At 39.7% G+C, this 19,764-nt stretch carries 14 protein-coding genes and 7 tRNA genes; 13 read left to right on the top strand and 8 right to left on the bottom strand.

Annotated elements, in window-relative coordinates; translation table 11 throughout:
• The first annotated feature begins 33 nt into the window (after nt 1-33).
• Both pyrD and FM038_RS13655 read left to right on the top strand, forming a co-directional pair.
• Nucleotides 34-1,053, top strand: a complete 1,020-nt coding sequence (gene pyrD, locus FM038_RS13660) for a quinone-dependent dihydroorotate dehydrogenase (RefSeq protein ID WP_142871050.1) — start codon at nt 34-36, stop codon at nt 1,051-1,053.
• 166 nt (nt 1,054-1,219) lie between these two features.
• Nucleotides 1,220-1,753, top strand: coding sequence for a cell division protein ZapC (locus FM038_RS13655; protein ID WP_142871049.1), 534 nt, complete (start codon nt 1,220-1,222; stop codon nt 1,751-1,753).
• Between the two features lie 450 nt (nt 1,754-2,203).
• Here FM038_RS13655 and FM038_RS13650 read toward each other — a convergent pair.
• The 5 genes from FM038_RS13650 to FM038_RS13630 all read right to left on the bottom strand — a co-directional run bounded on the left by FM038_RS13650 (nt 2,204) and on the right by FM038_RS13630 (nt 3,095).
• A tRNA-Met gene (locus FM038_RS13650) sits at nt 2,204-2,280 on the bottom strand.
• Nucleotides 2,281-2,475: 195 nt separating this feature from the next.
• A tRNA-Met gene (locus FM038_RS13645) sits at nt 2,476-2,552 on the bottom strand.
• Nucleotides 2,553-2,597: 45 nt separating this feature from the next.
• Nucleotides 2,598-2,674 (bottom strand) — tRNA-Met (locus FM038_RS13640).
• A gap of 58 nt (nt 2,675-2,732) precedes the next feature.
• Nucleotides 2,733-2,809 (bottom strand) — tRNA-Met (locus tag FM038_RS13635).
• Between the two features lie 209 nt (nt 2,810-3,018).
• Nucleotides 3,019-3,095: transfer RNA gene (locus FM038_RS13630), tRNA-Met, on the bottom strand.
• A 273-nt stretch (nt 3,096-3,368) separates the two neighbouring features.
• Between FM038_RS13630 and rlmKL the strand changes: the two genes are divergently transcribed.
• From rlmKL to rmf, 5 genes are all read left to right on the top strand, one after another.
• Nucleotides 3,369-5,504 carry a bifunctional 23S rRNA (guanine(2069)-N(7))-methyltransferase RlmK/23S rRNA (guanine(2445)-N(2))-methyltransferase RlmL gene (rlmKL, locus tag FM038_RS13625; RefSeq protein WP_142871048.1) on the top strand — a complete coding sequence of 712 codons (2,136 nt, stop codon included), beginning with the start codon at nt 3,369-3,371 and terminating at the stop codon, nt 5,502-5,504.
• Nucleotides 5,494-5,739: a glutaredoxin family protein gene (locus FM038_RS13620; RefSeq protein ID WP_142871047.1), complete on the top strand. Its 246-nt coding sequence runs from the start codon at nt 5,494-5,496 to the stop codon at nt 5,737-5,739. The genes rlmKL and FM038_RS13620 overlap by 11 nt, the downstream gene beginning before the upstream one ends.
• Complete coding sequence (locus FM038_RS13615; protein ID WP_142871046.1) at nt 5,736-7,655, top strand: ABC transporter ATP-binding protein; 1,920 nt, start codon at nt 5,736-5,738, stop codon at nt 7,653-7,655. The genes FM038_RS13620 and FM038_RS13615 overlap by 4 nt, the downstream gene beginning before the upstream one ends.
• 44 nt (nt 7,656-7,699) lie before the next feature.
• Entirely contained in the window at nt 7,700-9,592 is a 1,893-nt protein-coding gene (locus FM038_RS13610; RefSeq protein WP_142871045.1) for a DUF3466 family protein, read from the top strand.
• A 176-nt stretch (nt 9,593-9,768) separates the two neighbouring features.
• A complete protein-coding gene (gene rmf / locus FM038_RS13605; protein ID WP_142871044.1) occupies nt 9,769-9,945 on the top strand; it encodes a ribosome modulation factor in 177 nt (58 codons plus the stop codon).
• An 88-nt stretch (nt 9,946-10,033) separates the two neighbouring features.
• Here rmf and fabA read toward each other — a convergent pair whose 3' ends face one another.
• Together fabA and FM038_RS13595 are read right to left on the bottom strand one after the other, a co-directional pair.
• Nucleotides 10,034-10,549 carry a bifunctional 3-hydroxydecanoyl-ACP dehydratase/trans-2-decenoyl-ACP isomerase gene (fabA, locus tag FM038_RS13600; protein ID WP_142871043.1) on the bottom strand — a complete coding sequence of 172 codons (516 nt, stop codon included), beginning with the start codon at nt 10,547-10,549 and terminating at the stop codon, nt 10,034-10,036.
• A 68-nt stretch (nt 10,550-10,617) separates the two neighbouring features.
• Nucleotides 10,618-12,381, bottom strand: coding sequence for a S16 family serine protease (locus FM038_RS13595; protein WP_195873273.1), 1,764 nt, complete (start codon nt 12,379-12,381; stop codon nt 10,618-10,620).
• Nucleotides 12,382-12,661: 280 nt separating this feature from the next.
• On the opposite strand from FM038_RS13595, the gene FM038_RS13590 reads away from it, so the two are divergent.
• Nucleotides 12,662-12,752 (top strand) — tRNA-Ser (locus FM038_RS13590).
• A gap of 378 nt (nt 12,753-13,130) precedes the next feature.
• Here FM038_RS13590 and FM038_RS13585 read toward each other — a convergent pair.
• Nucleotides 13,131-13,700, bottom strand: coding sequence for a hypothetical protein (locus FM038_RS13585; protein WP_195873035.1), 570 nt, complete (start codon nt 13,698-13,700; stop codon nt 13,131-13,133).
• 954 nt (nt 13,701-14,654) lie between these two features.
• Here FM038_RS13585 and FM038_RS13580 point away from each other — a divergent pair.
• The 5 genes from FM038_RS13580 (at nt 14,655) to FM038_RS13560 (ending at nt 19,734) form a co-directional block, all read left to right on the top strand.
• Nucleotides 14,655-15,905, top strand: a complete 1,251-nt coding sequence (locus FM038_RS13580) for a GGDEF domain-containing response regulator (protein WP_142871042.1) — start codon at nt 14,655-14,657, stop codon at nt 15,903-15,905.
• Nucleotides 15,906-16,286: 381 nt separating this feature from the next.
• Nucleotides 16,287-16,931, top strand: coding sequence for a UvrY/SirA/GacA family response regulator transcription factor (uvrY, locus tag FM038_RS13575; RefSeq protein ID WP_142871041.1), 645 nt, complete (start codon nt 16,287-16,289; stop codon nt 16,929-16,931).
• Between the two features lie 59 nt (nt 16,932-16,990).
• On the top strand, nt 16,991-18,820 hold the full coding sequence (gene uvrC / locus FM038_RS13570) for an excinuclease ABC subunit UvrC (protein ID WP_142871040.1): 1,830 nt from the start codon (nt 16,991-16,993) through the stop codon (nt 18,818-18,820).
• A 47-nt stretch (nt 18,821-18,867) separates the two neighbouring features.
• Nucleotides 18,868-19,425 (top strand): CDP-diacylglycerol--glycerol-3-phosphate 3-phosphatidyltransferase, encoded by a 558-nt coding sequence (pgsA, locus tag FM038_RS13565; protein WP_142871039.1) that lies wholly within the window; start codon nt 18,868-18,870, stop codon nt 19,423-19,425.
• 233 nt (nt 19,426-19,658) lie between these two features.
• Nucleotides 19,659-19,734 (top strand) — tRNA-Gly (locus FM038_RS13560).
• The last annotated feature ends 30 nt before the right edge of the window (nt 19,735-19,764 follow it).

The following is a 19,764-nucleotide window of genomic DNA, read 5'->3' as shown; positions in this document are numbered from 1 at the left end:
ATAGCCGGGGCTTTTTTCGGTCTAGGAGAAAGCATGTTTTACAAAATCGCTCAAAAAGTCATGTTCCAGATGGATCCTGAAAGGGCGCATCATCTTGCACTTAATAGTCTCAAGTCGACGGCCAATAGCCCTTTAGATTGTTTTTATGCACAACAGTTTGAACCCGCTCCAGTTGAATGTATGGGAGTGACCTTTCCAAATCCTGTCGGCTTAGCTGCTGGAATGGATAAAGATGGTGAGTGTATCGATGGCTTCCATGCTATGGGGTTTGGACACATAGAAGTTGGTACTGTTACCCCAAGACCTCAACCGGGTAACGAACAACCACGCCTTTTCCGTTTAAAGCCCGCTAAAGCAATAATTAACAGAATGGGTTTCAATAACAAGGGAGTTGATAACCTTGTTGCTAATTTAAAGCAAGCTAAGTCTGGTGCGCTTGTAGGCGTCAATATTGGTAAGAATAAAGATACGCCAGTTGAGCAGGGTAAAGATGATTATTTGATCTGTATGGAGAAGGTATATCAGTATGCAGCTTACATTGCTGTAAATATTTCATCTCCAAACACCCCAGGCTTAAGAAGCTTACAGTATGGTGACCTATTAGATGATCTTTTGGGATCGCTGAAAGCTAAACAAAAAGATCTTGCTGAAAAGCATGGTAAGTATGTTCCCATAGCTCTGAAAATCGCACCTGATTTGTCCCCAGATGAGATTGAAAAAATAGCTGAATCCTTAATTAAAAATGAGTTTGATGGCGCTATTGCGACCAACACTACATTGAGTCGAGACGGTGTTAGTGGTCTTCAAAATGCAACTGAATCAGGCGGGTTGAGTGGTAAGCCATTGAATGCATTGTCTACTTTAGTGATTAAACAGCTTTCAGAGTGCCTAAAAGGCAAGATACCAATCATAGGTGTGGGTGGGATTAATAGTTCAACCGACGCCCTTGATAAAATAGATGCTGGTGCGGCTATGGTTCAAATTTTTTCTGGTTTTATATACCAAGGCCCAAAATTAATTAAAGATATTGTTGATGCGTATCGTGTCAGATAAAGAAATAGTTCCATCATAAGATCTATTTTTATAGCGCGATCGAATTCAAGATCGCGTTTGATCTAATTAACTAAATGTTATTAAATTAAATTAATTTAATAACATTTTGATATTGGATGAAATATCATCTATTATCGAGCTGTATTCTATATGACAGGTAAATGTTATGTTATTAATGCCAAAAAGGGATTGGCAATGGAGGTATAGTGATTCGTATGCTGTTTTAAGCGTTTCATTAGACTCTGATATGGAGTTCTTAACTCCGTATAAAAAGAAATCATTAATTCCAGATGCTTTGATTGAGTTGGAGTTTAATGTTGACCATGCCAAGTTTTATATAGAGTTTCTAGATCTTATAGCTAAGTCATTTGAACTATCAGATGGTTTGAAAGTTCAGCTAGCACTCAATGCAACTGCTGCTCATTTTTTATTGAAACCTCAAATGCCCAAATCATGGTTCTTTGAAACCAGTAGTATGTGTGTTTATAGTGATTTAGGTAAAGTCTTTCAACTGCGGTGCCAAGGAGTGAATGCCCGAGTATTGGTGGTTGAAACCAGCATTCAAGCTTCTTTAGTTATGGTACTTGAACCAGAACTTAAACTTACTGAATCTAAATCATTACAGCAATTTGAATGTATTAAAGTGATGCATGATAGATTGTATCCGTTAAACGTAAAGCGACATATTGCAGCTGCATAAATAGTCCTTCATCACGATCGATAGAACCCTTCATAATATCCGCTTCTCACTCGGCCTCTCAACCAGCTTCTCAAAATAGTACTTCATTATTCTGAGCATTGAATTATAGTTTTGAGTGGTTTTGCATACTTTTAAGTTGTTATCTTAGGTGGGTTAAAAGGTGTAGATTTTAACTTAGGGCTATTTATATCTAGGGATATAGAAATGGGGAGAATATTTTGAGTAAGGGGTATTAAAAGAGGGGGAGTTATAAGTAGGTTTTAAAACTGATTGATTAATCAGGAAATTGGTTGCGGGAGCTGGATTACTTTTTACAAAAGCGGGGCAACGACCTTCGCCACCTGTTTATAAAGAGTTGAGTCCGAGTAGCTTTTATACTGCTCCATCCCGTGTCCGGATGACCTATGCACTAGATGAATGAATTGAGTTTTTATTCTACTAATAAAGAATTGGTTGCGGGAGCTGGATTTGAACCAACGACCTTCGGGTTATGAGCCCGACGAGCTACCATACTGCTCCATCCCGCGTCCGTATCGAACACACTAATTATTTTAATTCTACTAATAAAGAATTGGTTGCGGGAGCTGGATTACTTTTTACAAAAGCGGGGCAACGACCTTCGCCACCTGTTTATAAAGAGTTGAGTCCGAGTAGCTTTTATACTGCTCCATCCCGCGTCCGTATCGAACACACTAGTTATTTTAATTCTACTAATAAAGAATTGGTTGCGGGAGCTGGATTTGAACCAACGACCTTCGGGTTATGAGCCCGACGAGCTACCATACTGCTCCATCCCGCGTCCGTATTGAACGCATTAGCTGTTTTAATTCTACTAATAAAGAATTGGTTGCGGGAGCTGGATTTGAACCAACGACCTTCGGGTTATGAGCCCGACGAGCTACCATACTGCTCCATCCCGCGTCCGGATGACCTATACACTAGATGAGTGAATTGAGTTTTAATTCTTCAATCAAAGAATTGGTTGCGGGAGCTGGATTTGAACCAACGACCTTCGGGTTATGAGCCCGACGAGCTACCATACTGCTCCATCCCGCGTCCGAATTGACCTATACACTAGATGAGTGAATTGAGTTTTAATTCTTCAATCAAAGAATTGGTTGCGGGAGCTGGATTACTTTTTACAAAAGCGGGGCAACGACCTTCGCCACCTGTTTATAAAGAGTTGAGTCCGAGTAGCTTTTATACTGCTCCATCCCGCGTCCGTATTGAACGCATTAGTTGTTTTAATTCTACTAATAAAGAATTGGTTGCGGGAGCTGGATTTGAACCAACGACCTTCGGGTTATGAGCCCGACGAGCTACCATACTGCTCCATCCCGCGTCCGTATAATCATGCTTATTATGAGCTAAGATATTTAGTTAATCTCTCTACTCGTTCAAAGCGGGGCGAACTATAGCGATATGATTGAATCAATGCAAGCGTGTTTCGTGAAAAACCGTTCAACCGTACGTTAATGAAACAATGAGAGGTATCTTTATACAAAGCGAGTTTAAATATGTCGATTAAACATCATTAGACCTAATAACTTTTTATCTTTTAGTTTGTCTTCAAGGTATAATGGCTGATTAATTTTTACTGTGTGTCTATCTATTGATGTTAAATTTTTTTGCTGCGGCTCCTAAGGGCTATGAATACGCATTATCACTCGAGTTAGCTGAGCTTGGTGCTTCTGAAATTAAAGAGAGTGTTGCTGGAGTCTATTTCTCTGCATCATTAGAGCTAGGGTACCGGATCACTCTTTGGTCTCGACTTGCTAGTCGTATTATTGTGGTTATCCATAAAGGTCCGTGTGAATCTCCCGAACAGCTTTACAATGCTGCTTATGGTATTGATTGGCAGATGGAGTTCAATCATCGCAATACATTTAGTATCGATTTCCATGGCATGGGTGGCTTTATCAATAACACCATGTTTGGTGCGCTTAAAATTAAAGATGCCATCGTTGACCGTTTCCGTGATGATGATTGCCCAAGACCCGACGTGGCGCGAGTCGATGCTGATTTTAGGATCGATGCCCACTACCGTCGTGGACAGATCACTATTGGTTTGAATTTTTCTGGTCCTGCATTACATAAACGTGGTTATCGTGCCACAACCGGTGAAGCACCACTAAAAGAAAACCTAGCGGCTAATATGCTAGTGCGCAGTGGCTGGTCAAAAAAACCGGTGACACTTCTGGACCCATTTTGTGGTAGCGGTACGATTCTTATTGAAGCGGCTATGATTGCCTGTGATATTGCGCCTGGTTTGACTCGAGAACGATTTGGTTTTGAGCATTGGCACAGACATAGCGATAAAGTTTGGCAAGAATTACTTAATGAAGCCAAAGCACGCGCAACGATAGGTAAAACACGTTGTGTAACTAAGTTTTATGGTTCTGATATCGATTCGCGAATTGTGGATCTTGCGAAAACAAATGCTGAAAATGCAGGGGTTCTCGATCTCATTGATTTCAGTGTGGCAGATGCGTTAGATGTAAAAGTTCCCGAACAGACTGGTTATTTAATCACAAACCCACCATATGGAGAACGACTAGGAACAGTAACAGCATTGTTGCAGTTGTACTATCAGTTGGGTGATAAGTTTAAAGCCGAGTTTGGTGGCTGGCAGCTTGCGGTTCTCAATAGTGACGTAGAGCTGTTATCTGCCTTAAAGTTAAAAGCTGATAAACAGATGAAGATGAACAACGGCGCATTAGAATGTGCTTTTAATCTTTATACTGTTCATGCGGTAAATACTCGCCGTGTAGATCCCGCTAACATCAAGCGTGATGGCGATGTGAGTGATATTGCCGTTCCTTTTGTAAATCGAATTAAAAAGAACCTTAAGCAACTTAAAAAATGGGCGAAGAAAGAGGGAGTTGATAGCTATCGTATCTACGATGCAGATCTGCCTGACTATAAGGTCGCTATTGATAAATACCTTGATTATGTTGTGATACAAGAATATACCGCACCAATGGATATACCTGAGTCGGTAACAAAACGTCGTCTTACGGACGTACTGATCACCTTGCCTGGCGCGATCGATATTGATCCTGATAATATTATTTTAAAAACGCGTGAAAAACAAAAAGGAACAAATCAGTACGAAAAGATTCAAACAAACAAGCTTGAGTTAATTACGACTGAATATGGTGCTAAGTTTAAGCTTAACCTTAAAGAGTATTTAGATACTGGGCTTTTTCTTGACCACCGTTTGACCCGTAAGTTAGTCGGGGAAAAATCTAAAGGTAAAGATGTTTTAAATTTATTCGCCTACACGGGCTCAGCATCTGTACATGCGGCATTAGGTGGTGCAAAATCAGTTAAAACTGTCGACATGTCTAATACTTATACTAATTGGGCTAAAGAAAATTTTGCCTTGAACGGTTTGAATGATGATAAGTATCAGTTTGTTCAAGCGAACTGCATGCAGTGGATTAAGACAACTCACGATAAGTTTGATCTGATTTTCATTGATCCTCCAACATTTTCTAATTCAAAGCGTATGGAAGACTCTTTCGATGTCTTGCGCGATCATGTCGCTTTGTTGTCGAGTTTAATTAAATTATTAAACCCGAATGCTGAGATTATCTTCTCGAACAATAAGCGTAAATTTAAGATGGAAACTGAAGCGTTAGAAGCATTGGGTTTTACGGTTAAAAATATTGATGACCAGACGTTACCATTAGATTTTAAGCGTAATCCACAAATACATAATACTTGGCTTCTTACGCATGCCGAGTAAACCCGCCAGCTTTATTTTGTACCACACAGATGTTTGTCATCTGTGTGAACTTGCGATGGCATTAATTGATAAAACAGGCATTGAGTATATTAAAAGCGACATTTGTGATGACAGTGAACTGGCTGAGCAATATGGTACGCGTATCCCAGTTTTAAAGCTGTGTAATACAAATAAAGAACTTGATTGGCCGTTTGATAGCAATGCATTAGATAATTTTTTTAGGAGTTTCACTTGAGTTTAGTTCGTATTAATAATGGTTCTTTAGCCTATGGCTATACGCCATTGTTACAAAAAGCAGATTTTACCATTGAGCCGGGCGAGCGGGTATGTATTGTTGGACGCAATGGTGCTGGAAAGTCAAGTCTTATGAAAGTCTTGAGTGGTGATGTACTGCTCGATGATGGCGAATTTAATATCGCAACAGATGTCAAAGTCAGTCGTTTACAGCAAGATCCGCCTAAAGCTGACACTGGCTCGGTATATGCCTATATTTCAGCGGGTCTGCAAGAGGTCGGTCAGAAGTTAGAGCGATATCATCAATTAGCCCATGATGTGGGCACCGCCTCACCTGAGCAGATGGAACGCATGCTCAAGCAGATGGAGCGTTTGCAAGAGGATATCGACCATCTTAATGGCTGGCAGCTTGATAATCGCATTAATCAAAACTGTGAATTGTTAGGTTTAGACCCTGATAGTGCGCTTTCTGAATTATCTGGTGGCTGGCAGCGTAAGGTTGCACTTGCGCGTGCTTTAGTGAGTGACCCTGATCTACTCTTGCTTGATGAGCCTACAAACCATCTGGATATCGATACCATCGAGTGGTTAGAGCAGTTTTTGATGAGCTATCGAGGCGCGATTGTTTTTGTTAGCCATGATCGGGGATTTATTCAACGTATGGCAACTCGAATCGTTGATTTAGACCGCGGAGTCATAACCTCGTGGCCTGGAAGTTATCAGGTTTACCTCGATGGTAAAGCGGAATGGTTACGAGTTGAAGCGGAGCAAAATGCACAGTTTGATAAACGATTAGCCGAAGAAGAAACCTGGATCAGACAAGGTGTAAAAGCGAGGCGTACCCGCAATGAAGGCCGTGTACGTGCTCTTAAAGCGCTTAGGGTTGAACGTATGGCACGTCTTAATCGCCAAGGTGGCGCCAAAATGGCCGTTGCTGATACTGATCGTTCAGGTAAGCTCGTGTTTGATATTGAGAACCTTAACTATAATCTTCCCGATAAGAATCTAGTGAAAGACTTCACTACTGCCGTTATGCGTGGCGATAGAATCGCCCTCATTGGTCCTAATGGCTGTGGTAAATCAACTTTGGTTAAGCTCTTAATTGGTCAACTAGAGGCTCAATCTGGTATTGTGAAAGTTGGCACTAAATTAGAAGTGGCATATTTTGATCAGTACCGTGAAGCACTCGATCCTGAAAAAACAGTTGAAGAAAATGTTGGTGATGGAAAGAAGACTATTACTATCAATGGACAAGACCGCCATATCCTGAGTTATCTTCAAGATTTCCTATTTTCACCTATGCGAGCAAGAACGCCTGTAAAGGCATTATCTGGTGGTGAAAAGAATAGGTTACTACTTGCAAGGCTATTACTTAAGCCTGCTAACTTGATTATTCTCGATGAGCCAACCAACGATCTTGATATTGAGACCTTAGAATTGTTAGAGTCTCTACTCACTGAATATCCAGGTACGCTTTTGATCGTCAGTCACGACAGAGCATTTATCGACAATACAGTGACCAGTAGTTGGTGGTTTACTGGTAATGGTGGCTGGAGTGAGTATGTTGGTGGTTACCAAGATGCAGTTTCTCAAGGTGCTAAATTTTATTCTGAGGAACCTCAAGAGGCAAAGGGTGTCCAACCTGTGAAGGTTGAGGTTAAAGACGAAAAGTCTGAAATAAAACCTAAGGTAGAAAAGAAGTTATCTTATAAGCTACAACGTGAACTCGAAGGACTACCTGCTCAAATGGAGTCGCTAGAGCAAGAGGTTGAAGTATTACAAGAGAAGGTCAGTGCACCAGATTTTTACGCTCAAGATCAAGATAAAATTAATCTCCAACTCGGCCAGTTAACGGAAAAAGAGCAGAAGTTGGAAGTGTGCTTTGAGCGATGGGAAGAGCTAGAGTCGCTTAAGTAATACAAAATTAAAATAAAACTAGAAATAGTATGGGAATAGCGTTAATGAAGTTGAAATTGGATAAAGCCCTATCATTAGTTGCACTAGGCGTAATTGGTGCTCTGCAAGGTGTTCAAGCAGCACCTGTATATGAGATAAAGAATTTAGATGACATCTATGTTCAGGATTCTGAATCTGCGGATTTGATTGGTACGCTAAAAGGGACTCGTAGTGGCTATGGTATGGCTGTTAACGCTAGTGGGGTGTCGTTAGGTGTTTCTAAAGGAAAAAAATACCTGAGCGTTTCTGATGATGATGACGGTGTTATCGATATCGAAGATGGTATAGCACCTGAAGAAAAGATCATTCGTTCAATTAACTATCCTATTAAAGCCAATAACTTCACCTTTACCGCAGTTGAAAATGACTCGTCAGAACCTTGGCTTCCTGTTTTTGACAGTGTTAATGGCACTACCGATCCTAGTCTTACAGATGCCGATGATCCTGACACGATAAACTCTGTAGATGTTTATTATTATGGAGTCAATGACTCAGGCTTAAAAGTTGGCTCGATGACGGCTGAAGAGGAAACTGAGACATATACAGGGTCCACCGAGGGACAAGAGTTTTGGTATTACCGTGATTTTGAAGAGCGCGGTTTTGTAAAGAGTAATGATGGCGTCGAGACTTCTTTAACTCCAACGTTAACCACTTATTCCAACGATGATGCCACCGTTAATATTGGCGGTTATTCAGTAGCAGCGAAAATTAACCCAACGGGTCTTGTTGTTGGCTATGTTGGAACTGATATATCAAAAAACTCTAAAGAACGCCTTGATTCCTGTATTGCCGGTGATACTTATCCAATTGTAGATATCTGTATTCAAGGTTTACAATTCCCATATGATGATTACGGCAACACATATATCAACTATCAAGTTCGAGGTTATGTGTGGCAAGTTGAATCCGATGGAGCTGTAAGTTCTGAACATGAGTTACCTCTCGGGCTTACACCTGCTTCTGATTCTACGTATATATATACCGCTCAAGGATTAGGTGTTAATAGTCAAGGGGATGTTGCTGGTCGGTCTCATGTTTACCGTAGAGGTAATAAAGATAAGTTAGCGTTCGATGCGGCTTATTGGACTACAAATACTGCTGGTGAGTATGAATATAACTGGATTGATATGATCGATGATCGATATCAATCGATTGCTTATGATATCAATGACAGTGGCATCTTAGTGGGTAGCTACCAGCAATATCTTGATGGTTATATAAGAGATAAGTTTTTCTATTTCGATACTAATAACCCTGAGTCTGAAATTGTTACTCCAAATGATTTTTACAATTCAACGTCGGATCTAAGCAGTAAGCCAAAAGATATTAACAACAAGGGACAGGTTGTTGGTTTTATTGAAACGACCCATGATAAAGAGAAACCTCGTCCAAAAGCCGGTTTCCTCTACAACAAAGGTGCAGATGAGTTTAGAAATTTAAACCAGCTGTTAACGTGTGAGTCGAAAGGTTTCGAAAAAGTCGATGACAAGTGGCAGCGTCGACAAGTCTCTGTTAAGGATGGAACAGATGTAACGCTGACCTATAATGAAGACCTCTTAGTTGTTGAAGCTAACAGTATCAATGAAGAAGGTGTTATCGCAGGGACTGTTTTCGTCCGTAAGCCCCAATATAAGTTTGACTCGGATGGTAATCTGGTCATTGGTGATAACGGTTTACCTGTCTTCGAAGTGAATGGATATGGTGATCCTCTTACTTCATACTTACCGCGTTCAGTCATATTAAAGACCAACGGTACAGAAGCGACAGAGGAATGGCTCAACGCTAACAACTGTGTCGATAGTAATGATGACGCTGAAGACTATGAGCGTAAAGGCGCCGCTAGCTTTATCTGGTTGTTTACGCTTCCACTGCTTTGGTTACGTCGTCGTTATAAGTAGTAGAATACTTTTTTAGAGATCGAGGCAAATGCCTCGATTTTTTTTGTCTAAAAAGTCAATAGCTTAAAAAATAAGCATGTAAATTGGTTAAATTTTGATTGATTTTGAGTTAAAAAAGTTCTATTTCTATCAGTTGAAGCTATTGCTTCTTTGTGTGTAAAACAGAGGATGCTTGCATGAAAAGACAAAAAAGAGATCGTTTAGACAGAGCTTTTTCAAAAGGATTTCAAGCCGGAGTAGGTGGCCGCTCAAAAGAAATTTGTCCGTACTCAACACTCGATTCTAAGTCACAGTGGTTAGGGGGGTGGCGTGAAGGCGTAGATGGCCGGTTAACTGGCTTATTTAATAAGTAGCACAGCATTTTGCCCTCTTTGAGCTAAGCTCATAAAAGAGGGCATTTTTATGCTTGAAATTGGATGTTATCTATAATTTAGAGCAGGATTAAAATGTACTTGTATCTGTGAAAATCCCAACTTTAAGATCTTTAGCACTATAAATTTCACGCCCATCTACTTCCATGGTTGCATCCGCTATACCCATAGTCAGCTTTCGATACACTTTACGTTTTATGGTGAGTTTATAAGTCACTTTTTTGGCATCTGGTAGGACTTGGCCGGTAAACTTCACCTCACCAACGCCTAACGCACGACCTTTGCCTTCAGCCCCTTCCCAACCAAGGAAAAAACCAACCAGTTGCCACATGGCATCAAGTCCAAGACAACCTGGCATAACGGGATCATTTTCGAAATGACAATCGAAGAACCATAGTTTGGGATCAATATCTAGCTCTGCAACAATCTCACCTTTCTCAAATTCACCACCATTTGCATTGATCTTAACGATCCGATCGATCATTAACATCTTGTCTATTGGTAGACGCGGTGAATTTTTTCCGAATAACTCAGCATGACCACAGGCGATGAGCTCTTCTTTACTGAAACTATTTGCTTTACTCATTGATTTACTTCACTCCTACAATTTGAGGAGTCAAGATTAGCGAACACGTGTACGCTAAACAACTCCGATCAGCTAGAAAACTTCAACTTTTGGAGCAAGGTCTCAAAAAAAGTGGGTTCTGCATCCGTATAACCAGCCAGATTTGCTAAGCGGTTCTGGACTAAACCATATATTGAATCTTTTGGAAAGTCGTTATTTTCATCTGCTACGCCCGCGGTTGTTGCCATCAATAATTCAACAGCTTCATCTATATGCTCTATTTGATACAAATAAAAACGCTTGGCTTTTATCGCTTCAACGAGCTGAGTTGGTAAGTTGAGTTGTTGAGTATTTGACCTTGGGATGATCACACCTTGTGTTCCTGTTAATCCTCGGCGTTCGCATAAATTAAAGAAGCCTTCAATTTTTTCGTTCACGCCGCCTATAGCTTGTACATGACCAAATTGATCGATTGCACCAGTAGCTGCAATACCTTGATTAATCGCTTTTTCTGTTATGGCTGAAATTAAACAACAATATTCAGCTAACGAAGCACTGTCACCATCAATTTCTTGATAGGATTGTTCAAAAACGATGTTGGCATTTAAATGGAGTGGGGCATCTTTGCCAAAAATTCGATAAAGGCAAGAAGATAAGATCATCATGCCTTTAGCATGGATATTACCGCCAAGTTCTGACTTTCTTTCTATATCGGCAACTTCACCATCACCATAGTGAACGGATGCAGTGATACGTGCAGGTTCTCCATAGCTATATTCAACGGTATCGAGCACTGTCAGTCCATTGATTTGACCTACCATGGTGTCAGCCGTTGGCAGGTTAATAAATTTGTCATCGAAGTTCTGTGCAGATAGGCTCTCAGAGGCACTATGACGTAGCTGATGACGAGTTAGCGCATAAGCTAAGTCATCGGCTGTTATTGTATCATTATCGCTATATGCTTGAGCTTGAGCTAATAGTTGACCTATTTGAGATGATTGCAAACTGAGACGCTGTTGATGATCTGCCAATCGGGCGCTGTATTGAAAAAGCGGTGCTAAAACAGAGTTATCTAACGATACTTGATATTGCTCTGCAACAGTCATTACCCAATTACCATAGTCCTGCTCTGAATGATGCTTGATATCCAGTTCATTGCTCATTTCACCCAGTAGTGGAAAATGGGTTGAAAATTGAGGTTCTTCTATCCAGCAGATACTATATTGATTGCTATTGCCGACTAACACAATTTTGCAGTTTAATGGTATTGGTGGCAGTTGAGAGTGAACTTGGTATTCTTGTTTAGATAAAATAGAAAGAATCAGATCCCATAAGCCTTCTCGTTTCCAGAGAGAGTCAGCGCAAATGAATATAGTATGGCATTGAGCTAAAGCACCCGCGTGATAGCGGATCTTGCTTAGGTTTTCAGAATTTACCTGGGAATTATCATCTGTCGACACTTTACCCACTAAATCTGAGCGTTTAATGTCGCCAGATAAATATTGATAGCAATGATCTTTTTCACAGATAATATCGGTGTGATTGTTACTTTCTTGAACCGAAGCATTCGACCACTGAAATTGTCTGCTGTTACTGTCTTTTGTTATGAATAAAAACTGTTTCGTTTTTTTCTGTTGCTGACTAACTAGTGCTGCAATAAAAGGTTCTCTATCAATACCCACATAATCAGCAAGGTACATATGTTGATTAGTCGTTTTAGTCAAAAGAGTGAAAGCATCAAGGATCCGTTCTTGACCTAAAAGCAAATGTCTCAATTCAGGTTTTAGTGTCGATATTTCAGGGATAGTATGCTGAGGAGTTAATGCTGACACGGGAATAACATTAGGATTCATAAAAATGTTGGCTACTTTAAAGTGAGAATCTACATAGATTGTCATCACATGTTACCACATCCTCCTTTGAGCCCATATTCAATTTGATTGAGGTATTACTTTATGTTTCAAGTGGATTCGAAAATCCATGTCATGCATGGTAACAGGGAAATAGTGGCGTTTCCTCAGATCACATTATGAGTTTTTTTCATGCACATTGATTATAAGCTAGTCAGTCAGGCGGTTTATTTAAAAAAAGAGTTTACATCAAACCGAGATACTTATAATATTCGCCCCGTTCGGAGAGATGGCAGAGTGGTCGAATGCACCGGTCTTGAAAACCGGCACGGGTTTATAGCCCGTCTAGGGTTCAAATCCCTATCTCTCCGCCACATCTAGAAAAGCCCGCTTATTAAAGCGGGCTTTTTGCTATTTACAAAATGGTGATTGAACCCTTGGGCTTTTCTTGTTCAGGTCAGCTATCTTTCCGCCATATTGATATGAGGCTGGGCACTCTCATTTGAGAGTACCGGGTTTCAAAACTAGCAATGCTTGCAATGATCTTAACCACACCACCGAATTGATAGCAGGTTTCGATATCTATCCTAAAAACCCGTTTGAGTCTTTGCGCCCAAGTCATTGACTTGGCTTTTTCTGTGGTCGTTTATTTTTGGGTAGCGTTATCCGGTTTTCGGTGTGGCCTCTGCTTTTTTTGTTTAGCCTTGCTGGGGGGGGAAGGGGGACCTACTCGCTTCCATTAGGAAACTTCTTTATTTTACGATAGTTTGACTTAAAAACCTTTGTGCCTTAACTAATAAAAGATGTTCTTTTTTATTTACTCTAGGTATAGAGATTGGTGCGATTGTAGATAAATCAACAGTATCTATATCAAAATAGATATCTAATTCTTCATCAGGATTTTTAAGATTAAACCTTTTCTTACTATCTGAAATGACAACTTGATAAATTTTTTGTAATCCCTTGCCATTTATTTCATTATTTACATTTTCAACATCTTTTATCTGGCTCCGGATTTTATAAATGTCTTTTATCTCTACGAGTAAAATATTTATTCTGTCGAGCCCTTCAATATCTTTATAAATAAAGTCACCTTCAGGCAAGCCCATCTTAAAAATAGCCATTGATATAGTATTAAGAATTCTGGCGCCATCCATAGACGGAACACCCGTTAAAAACAACTCAGGTAATACAATCCCATTTTTTGAATTGGTATTCATCCCCATTGTATAGGCATAATCATAACTATAAAGCATTGTGTCTGATTTTTTGTTTATGGCGAACCCATTTTCTTGGATTTCTTTAATTTTATCATCGTTCATTATTTTTACCCCCCCCACACATAATTAATTAAATATATTTACTAATATTTCAAATTTCTACTGGTTTTTCTGCTTCAAACTCTCCAAGAACATCTTCAGACTATAGGGATAATAAACGTCATTTTTCGTAATGTCAGGAATATACTGTACTTCATATTTTAAGTGTTTACCTCTTCTTAGGTGCCAGCGAGGACGGCTTGTTGCGTTATTTTTGGATTTATTTGAGTAAGGTCACTTCACACTCTGGCACAAACTTCTGACAAAAAAATCATCGACATCAGTGAAAAGAGCTTCTAAATTAACCATGCTTGTAGACCGCAGGTTCATTTTTCTTCGTCGAACACTCGGATCGTGCTTCAAGCACTTAGTTCCATTTTTGTTCCGCTCTTATGTGAATCTCAAGTTACTGCTTTACACTGTATACTGTCGAACGAAGAAAAATAGACGCATAGATGACATATGATGAGCTCTTTATGCACCGACTTCTAGTACTCTTGGTGCTGGCTGTCGCCCACTGACAATAACTAGAAACAAGCCAACACTGGCGGGGCTTGTAACATACTTATACCTCTTAAGCTTTTGAAGTTTTAGCTTTATCGCTAAGGGAGAGTCACTTGGGGATTGTTCTATCAAACTAAAAGAAATAAACTAGGCTAGGGGCACGGGAGCACTATTTTGGTGTCCGACAGTTTTTTATTTTAAATACTAAGTAACTTTCGATACATTGAACGAATAGCTGTTTCGCCTAATACCCATTCACTAGCCCGACTAAATCTGTCTGCACAAGATCTGGAGCTCGATGTTCAACGCAGCTACAGTATTAACGTTACATATTTGTAATTTGACCTTTATGCATTAATGCGACATAAATTTCAAGGTGACAAAATATGATACCTGTATCCACAGACAAAAATATTTGATTGAAATGCACTTAATTACTAAGTAAAGGTTCAAATGAAAAAAATACTTCTTATAGAAGATAACCCTCAATTATTAAAAAGTAAGATAGAAGAACTAAGAAAAAACTTTAGTTATTCTATAGATACGGTAGAAACCTTTGCACAATTACAAGACTATTTAACTAAAAATAATGAGAATGTATTTATAGCATTACTTGATTATTTTCTTGATGGGGCAATGGAGGGGCAGAGTGTAGATTTACTTCTTGAACATAAGATCCCAACTATTGTATATACGCAAGAATACTCTACTGAGATTAGAGAGGTATTATTAGATAAATGTGTTTTTGAATACTTAATAAAAAAACCAAACACTGATCTTCTTTACAGTACAAGACTAATCGAACGAGTATATAAAAATGATTTTATCAAAGCGTTAATCGTTGATGGCTCTGAGAGTTTTCGTAATAAATTAGCAGGGAGTTTACAGCAATTTGGTTTGGCGTCATTACAAAGTAGTGACGCTAAAACTACCTTAGAGCTATTAAAAACTCACAGTGATATTCAAGTCGTATTAATTGATTTAGATATAAGCGGTGACATTCAAGGTGTTGAGCTTGTTGAAGATATACGCGAACATTTTCCTTCGACAATGCTCGGCGTACTTGGAATGACCCCGCATGGCTATAACAGTCAGCTTTCTATAGAGTTTTTAAAAAAAGGTGCTAATGATTTCATCACTAAGCCTTTTGTAAAAGAGCAATTAAACCTTCGCATTATGCAAGTGCTTGAAATGTTGGATACCATTCAAGAAAAAAATATTGAAGCAACCATAGACCCACTCACTCAACTTAAAAATCGCCGTGCTTTAGAGGTGGAATCTAAAGTGCTGATACAATCAGCACTTATAGCAAATAGTCCATTATCAGTCGCTATGATAGACATAGACCATTTTAAAGCTGTTAATGATACCTTTGGTCATGATGTTGGGGATGATGTCTTAAAGTGGATAAGCGAGATTTTAAAATCTAACTTTAGAAAAAAAGATCTTATTGTCAGAAATGGAGGAGAAGAATTTTGTGTCGTTCTTGATGATTTGTCGCTAGAAAAAGCTATTGATATTTTTGAAAAGATGATAAGACAAATAGAATCGAAATCTTATGAAAATGATGGTGTTATCATAAATGTTACCGTGTCTATTGGTTTATTTCATGGAATAAAAAATGATATTAAGTCTATGTTGAGTTTGGCTGATAAAAAGCTCTATTTGGCTAAAAAAAATGGACGTAACCAGTTAGTTTTATAGCGGTTGTAATGACCACTGAATATTACTTTCGTTTCCTGTTTGTGCATTTTAGATTTTAACAAAGAGCCAGTAAAAACATTTTACTCATAGCTCTTAATGTATTCTTGATCTAGCTTATTAGGCTCTATAGTGGGTCTATTGAAGCCGGCTTATCATTCATCACCAGCTTTCTCATCCCTGGTTTAATCTGTATTCGCATGAATAAAACAAATAAATACAATGAGTTGGTCGTTATTCGCTCAATGTAAGGGCTTACCTGCGGTTAATCATCTCGCATATTAAAAAACGAGCTTTCTTATTGATGGCTTATGGGCTAAATTAGCATTAAATAAGAATTTGAATCAGGTGAGATTCTTCACGTTAGCCCTAAGGTAATTTGAATTGATTTCAGTATATTTAGTTGATGATCATGAGTTAGTGCGCACAGGAATACGGCGTATTCTTGAAGATGAACGTGGCATTAAGGTAGTGGGCGAAGCGGGAGATGGTGAAACTGCGGTTCTATGGAGCCGTAGTAACGAAGCCGATGTGATTTTGATGGACATGAATATGCCGGGGATTGGCGGATTAGAAGCTACTCGAAAAATATTGCGCCACCAGTCTCATGCTAAAATTATAGTGTTAACCATTCAAACAGAAGATCCTTTTCCTACCAAGGTTATGCAAGCTGGGGCTTCTGGATATCTAACGAAAGGTGCAACTCCTCCAGAGGTGTTACAAGCCATTCGTCAAGTCGCGCATGGGCAGCGGTATCTTTCGCCTGAAATTGCGCAGCAGATGGCATTGAGCCAATTTAATTCCAATGACGATAATCCTTTTCAGTCTTTATCTGAGCGTGAGCTACAGATCATGATGATGATCACCAATGGGGAAAAGGTCAGTGAAATCTCTGAGCAACTAAACCTTAGCCCTAAAACCGTTAATAGTTATCGTTATCGTTTATTTGCAAAGCTTGGGATCAGTGGTGATGTTGAACTGACACGTTTAGCGATTCGCTACAAGATGCTTGATACTGGTCAGTTTTAAGCCTGTAAACATGTACCGTAAAGGTTTATATTCTCTATTTATGTTTAGCTATTCAATTTATGTCAAGTCAGTTTGATTCAGCTCTTTTTCTAAAGAGCGTTTCCTCTTCGTCGGGTGTTTATCGGATGTACGATGCAGAGGATGTCGTCATTTATGTAGGTAAAGCCAAAGATCTTAAGAAGCGTCTTAGTTCTTATTTTAGGAAGAACCTTCCACACATTAAAACCCAGGCTCTCGTTTCTCATATCGCAAATATTGATGTGACGCTCACTCATAGTGAGACTGATGCCCTTATCTTAGAAAATGATTATATCAAGCAATATATGCCCAGATATAATGTGTTGCTTAGGGATGATAAATCTTATCCTTATATTTTACTCAGTCACCACAAGCACCCAAGGCTTGCTTATCACCGAGGTCCTAAACGCGATAAAGGCACATACTTTGGCCCTTATCCAAATGGTGGCGCTGTTCGAGAGAGCTTACATCTTTTACAAAAAATATTTCCAATCCGTCAATGTGATGATCTTTACTATAAATCTCGTTCAAGGCCATGCCTGCAGTATCAGATAGGTCGTTGCAGTGCCCCTTGCGTCGACAAGGTGAGTGAAGCTGACTATGGTGCTCAAGTGAAGTTAGCGAGTTTATTTCTTAAAGGTAAAAATCAGCAAGTCATGACAGAGCTGGTTGATAAAATGGAGGCGAGTGCTCAATCACTTGAATATGAGCTAGCCGCAAGCTATCGAGATCAAATTTCGGCATTGAGAAGAGTGGCGGAGCAACAGGAGATTTCAAACACGTCTGGTGATATGGATGTGATTGGTGCGCACTATGCGTCCGGAGTCGCTTGTTTTCACCTTTTGTTTATTCGCGACGGCAAGGTTTTTGGTAGCCGTAGCTATTATCCCTCTATTCCCGCGCAAACAGATCTTGATGAAGTGTTGAGCGCTTTCATGATCCAATTTTATCTAAATGCTGATAGTCACAGAACGCTACCTAAAGAGATTTTATTAAGTCATAGCTTTGATGACCATACTCAATTAGAACAAGCGATCCAGACAGCCTTAAATAAGAAAGTTGAAATTAAAACCAAGGTTCGCAGTGAGCGAGCCAACTTTTTGCGCTTAGCTGTAACGAACGCAAAAAATGCCGTCAATACTCATCTATCGCATAAGAACACTGTGGAACAAAGATTTCTATTGCTAGAAGAAGCATTAGAGATGGGCACAAAGATCCAGCGTATGGAGTGCTTTGACATTAGTCATACCATGGGCGAGAGCACGGTTGCTTCTTGTGTTGTTTTTAATCGAGAAGGGCCTAATAAAGCAGATTATCGCCGTTACAATATTAACGGGATCACCCCAGGTGATGATTATGCTGCTATGAAGCAAGCGATAACGAGACGATTTGATAAAATAGATAAGACAGGAAAGATCCCTGACATCTTGTTTATTGATGGTGGTATTGGCCAATTGAGGATCGCGCAAAAGATTGTAGATGAGAAATTTGCCAATATTGACATAGCGCCTATGCTTATCGGCATCGCGAAAGGTGAGGGCAGAAAGCCCGGCTTGGAAACCTTGATTTATGGTGAAAACGAAGTTTCATTCTCACTTGCCGCCGATTCAGGCGCATTACATTTAATTCAACATATCCGTGATGAGTCGCATCGTTTTGCTATTACAGGACATAGAAATAAGCGTCAGAAAACGCGTAATACTTCTACTTTAGAATCTATTGCAGGAGTGGGTCCGAAACGGCGTAAAGCCTTGCTGCAATATTTAGGTGGGATCCAAGAAGTTAAGGGCGCAAGTGTGACCGAATTGGCTAAAGTGCCCGGGATTAGTCTAGAAATGGCACAAACAATACATGATTCGTTGCGAGGCTAGAAAAATTCAGGCAAGATTGGCGCTGCTTTTAAACTATTGGTTTTCTCATGCCGTTTAATATTCCTATAGCTTTAACTTTGTTTCGAATATTTTTGTTACCTGTGTTTATTGTACTTTTTTATGTTCCATATACCTGGTCGCCTTTCGCTGCTGCATTTGTTTTCTGGCTAGCTGCTGTCACTGATGCTCTAGATGGTTATGCCGCGCGAAAATTAAAACAGTCTACTCGATTTGGGGCTTTTCTCGATCCGGTAGCCGATAAAATCATGGTTATCACAGCCCTTGTGCTTTTGGTTGCAGAACACAACAATATTTGGTTGACCTTGCCTGCTTTATTTATGATTGGTCGTGAGATTGTGATCTCTGCATTGAGAGAGTGGATGGCTGAGATCGGAAAACGTGGCGCTGTAGCCGTGTCTTGGGTAGGTAAATATAAAACCGCTGCACAGATGGTGGCGATAACCGGTCTTATTTGGCAGCCTAACGATTTAGTCACTTACGCTGCTTTCGCGCTATTCTATGTGGCTACAGTTCTGACCTTTTGGTCAATGATGAGTTATATCTTAGCTGCTTGGGGTGATTTAACCGCCGAATCGAATGATTAAAATGCAATAAGACTAATTAGTGTGCAAGCAGTCATTTATCGTTAAATATGCGATTGACTCTTGGCGCTAAATCGGTAGAATGCCATTCCGCAGTCAGGGGAAAGCTTCTTAAGAAAGAACTTGCTGCAAGTAAGATTGATAAATTGATTTATGCGACATTAGCTCAGTTGATAAAGGTTAAGTGCGATACCTTTAGTGATGATTACAGTAAATGTTAAAACGTCAAAATGTAAGCGACATTAGCTCAGTTGGTAGAGCGATACCTTGCCAAGGTATAGGTCATCGGTTCGAACCCGATATGTCGCTCCAATTTATATGATAAGTGACATTAGCTCAGTT

Origin of the sequence: Shewanella eurypsychrophilus (assembly GCF_007004545.3) — a bacterium.
Taxonomy (GTDB): Bacteria; Pseudomonadota; Gammaproteobacteria; order Enterobacterales; family Shewanellaceae; genus Shewanella; species Shewanella eurypsychrophilus.
This window is presented reverse-complemented; position numbering and strand designations above follow the sequence as displayed.

Excerpts from the sequence above, each read along its gene's own strand:
- pyrD (WP_142871050.1), top strand. The coding sequence starts at position 34 with ATGTTTTACAAAATCGCTCAAAAAGTCATGTTCCAGATGGATCCTGAA.
- FM038_RS13655 (WP_142871049.1), top strand. The coding sequence starts at position 1,220 with ATGTTATTAATGCCAAAAAGGGATTGGCAATGGAGGTATAGTGATTCG.
- rlmKL (WP_142871048.1), top strand. The coding sequence starts at position 3,369 with ATGTTAAATTTTTTTGCTGCGGCTCCTAAGGGCTATGAATACGCATTA.
- FM038_RS13620 (WP_142871047.1), top strand. The coding sequence starts at position 5,494 with ATGCCGAGTAAACCCGCCAGCTTTATTTTGTACCACACAGATGTTTGT.
- FM038_RS13610 (WP_142871045.1), top strand. The coding sequence starts at position 7,700 with ATGAAGTTGAAATTGGATAAAGCCCTATCATTAGTTGCACTAGGCGTA.
- rmf (WP_142871044.1), top strand. The coding sequence starts at position 9,769 with ATGAAAAGACAAAAAAGAGATCGTTTAGACAGAGCTTTTTCAAAAGGA.
- fabA (WP_142871043.1), bottom strand. The coding sequence starts at position 10,549 with ATGAGTAAAGCAAATAGTTTCAGTAAAGAAGAGCTCATCGCCTGTGGT.
- FM038_RS13595 (WP_195873273.1), bottom strand. The coding sequence starts at position 12,381 with ATGAATCCTAATGTTATTCCCGTGTCAGCATTAACTCCTCAGCATACT.
- FM038_RS13585 (WP_195873035.1), bottom strand. The coding sequence starts at position 13,700 with ATGAACGATGATAAAATTAAAGAAATCCAAGAAAATGGGTTCGCCATA.
- FM038_RS13580 (WP_142871042.1), top strand. The coding sequence starts at position 14,655 with ATGAAAAAAATACTTCTTATAGAAGATAACCCTCAATTATTAAAAAGT.
- uvrC (WP_142871040.1), top strand. The coding sequence starts at position 16,991 with ATGTCAAGTCAGTTTGATTCAGCTCTTTTTCTAAAGAGCGTTTCCTCT.
- pgsA (WP_142871039.1), top strand. The coding sequence starts at position 18,868 with ATGCCGTTTAATATTCCTATAGCTTTAACTTTGTTTCGAATATTTTTG.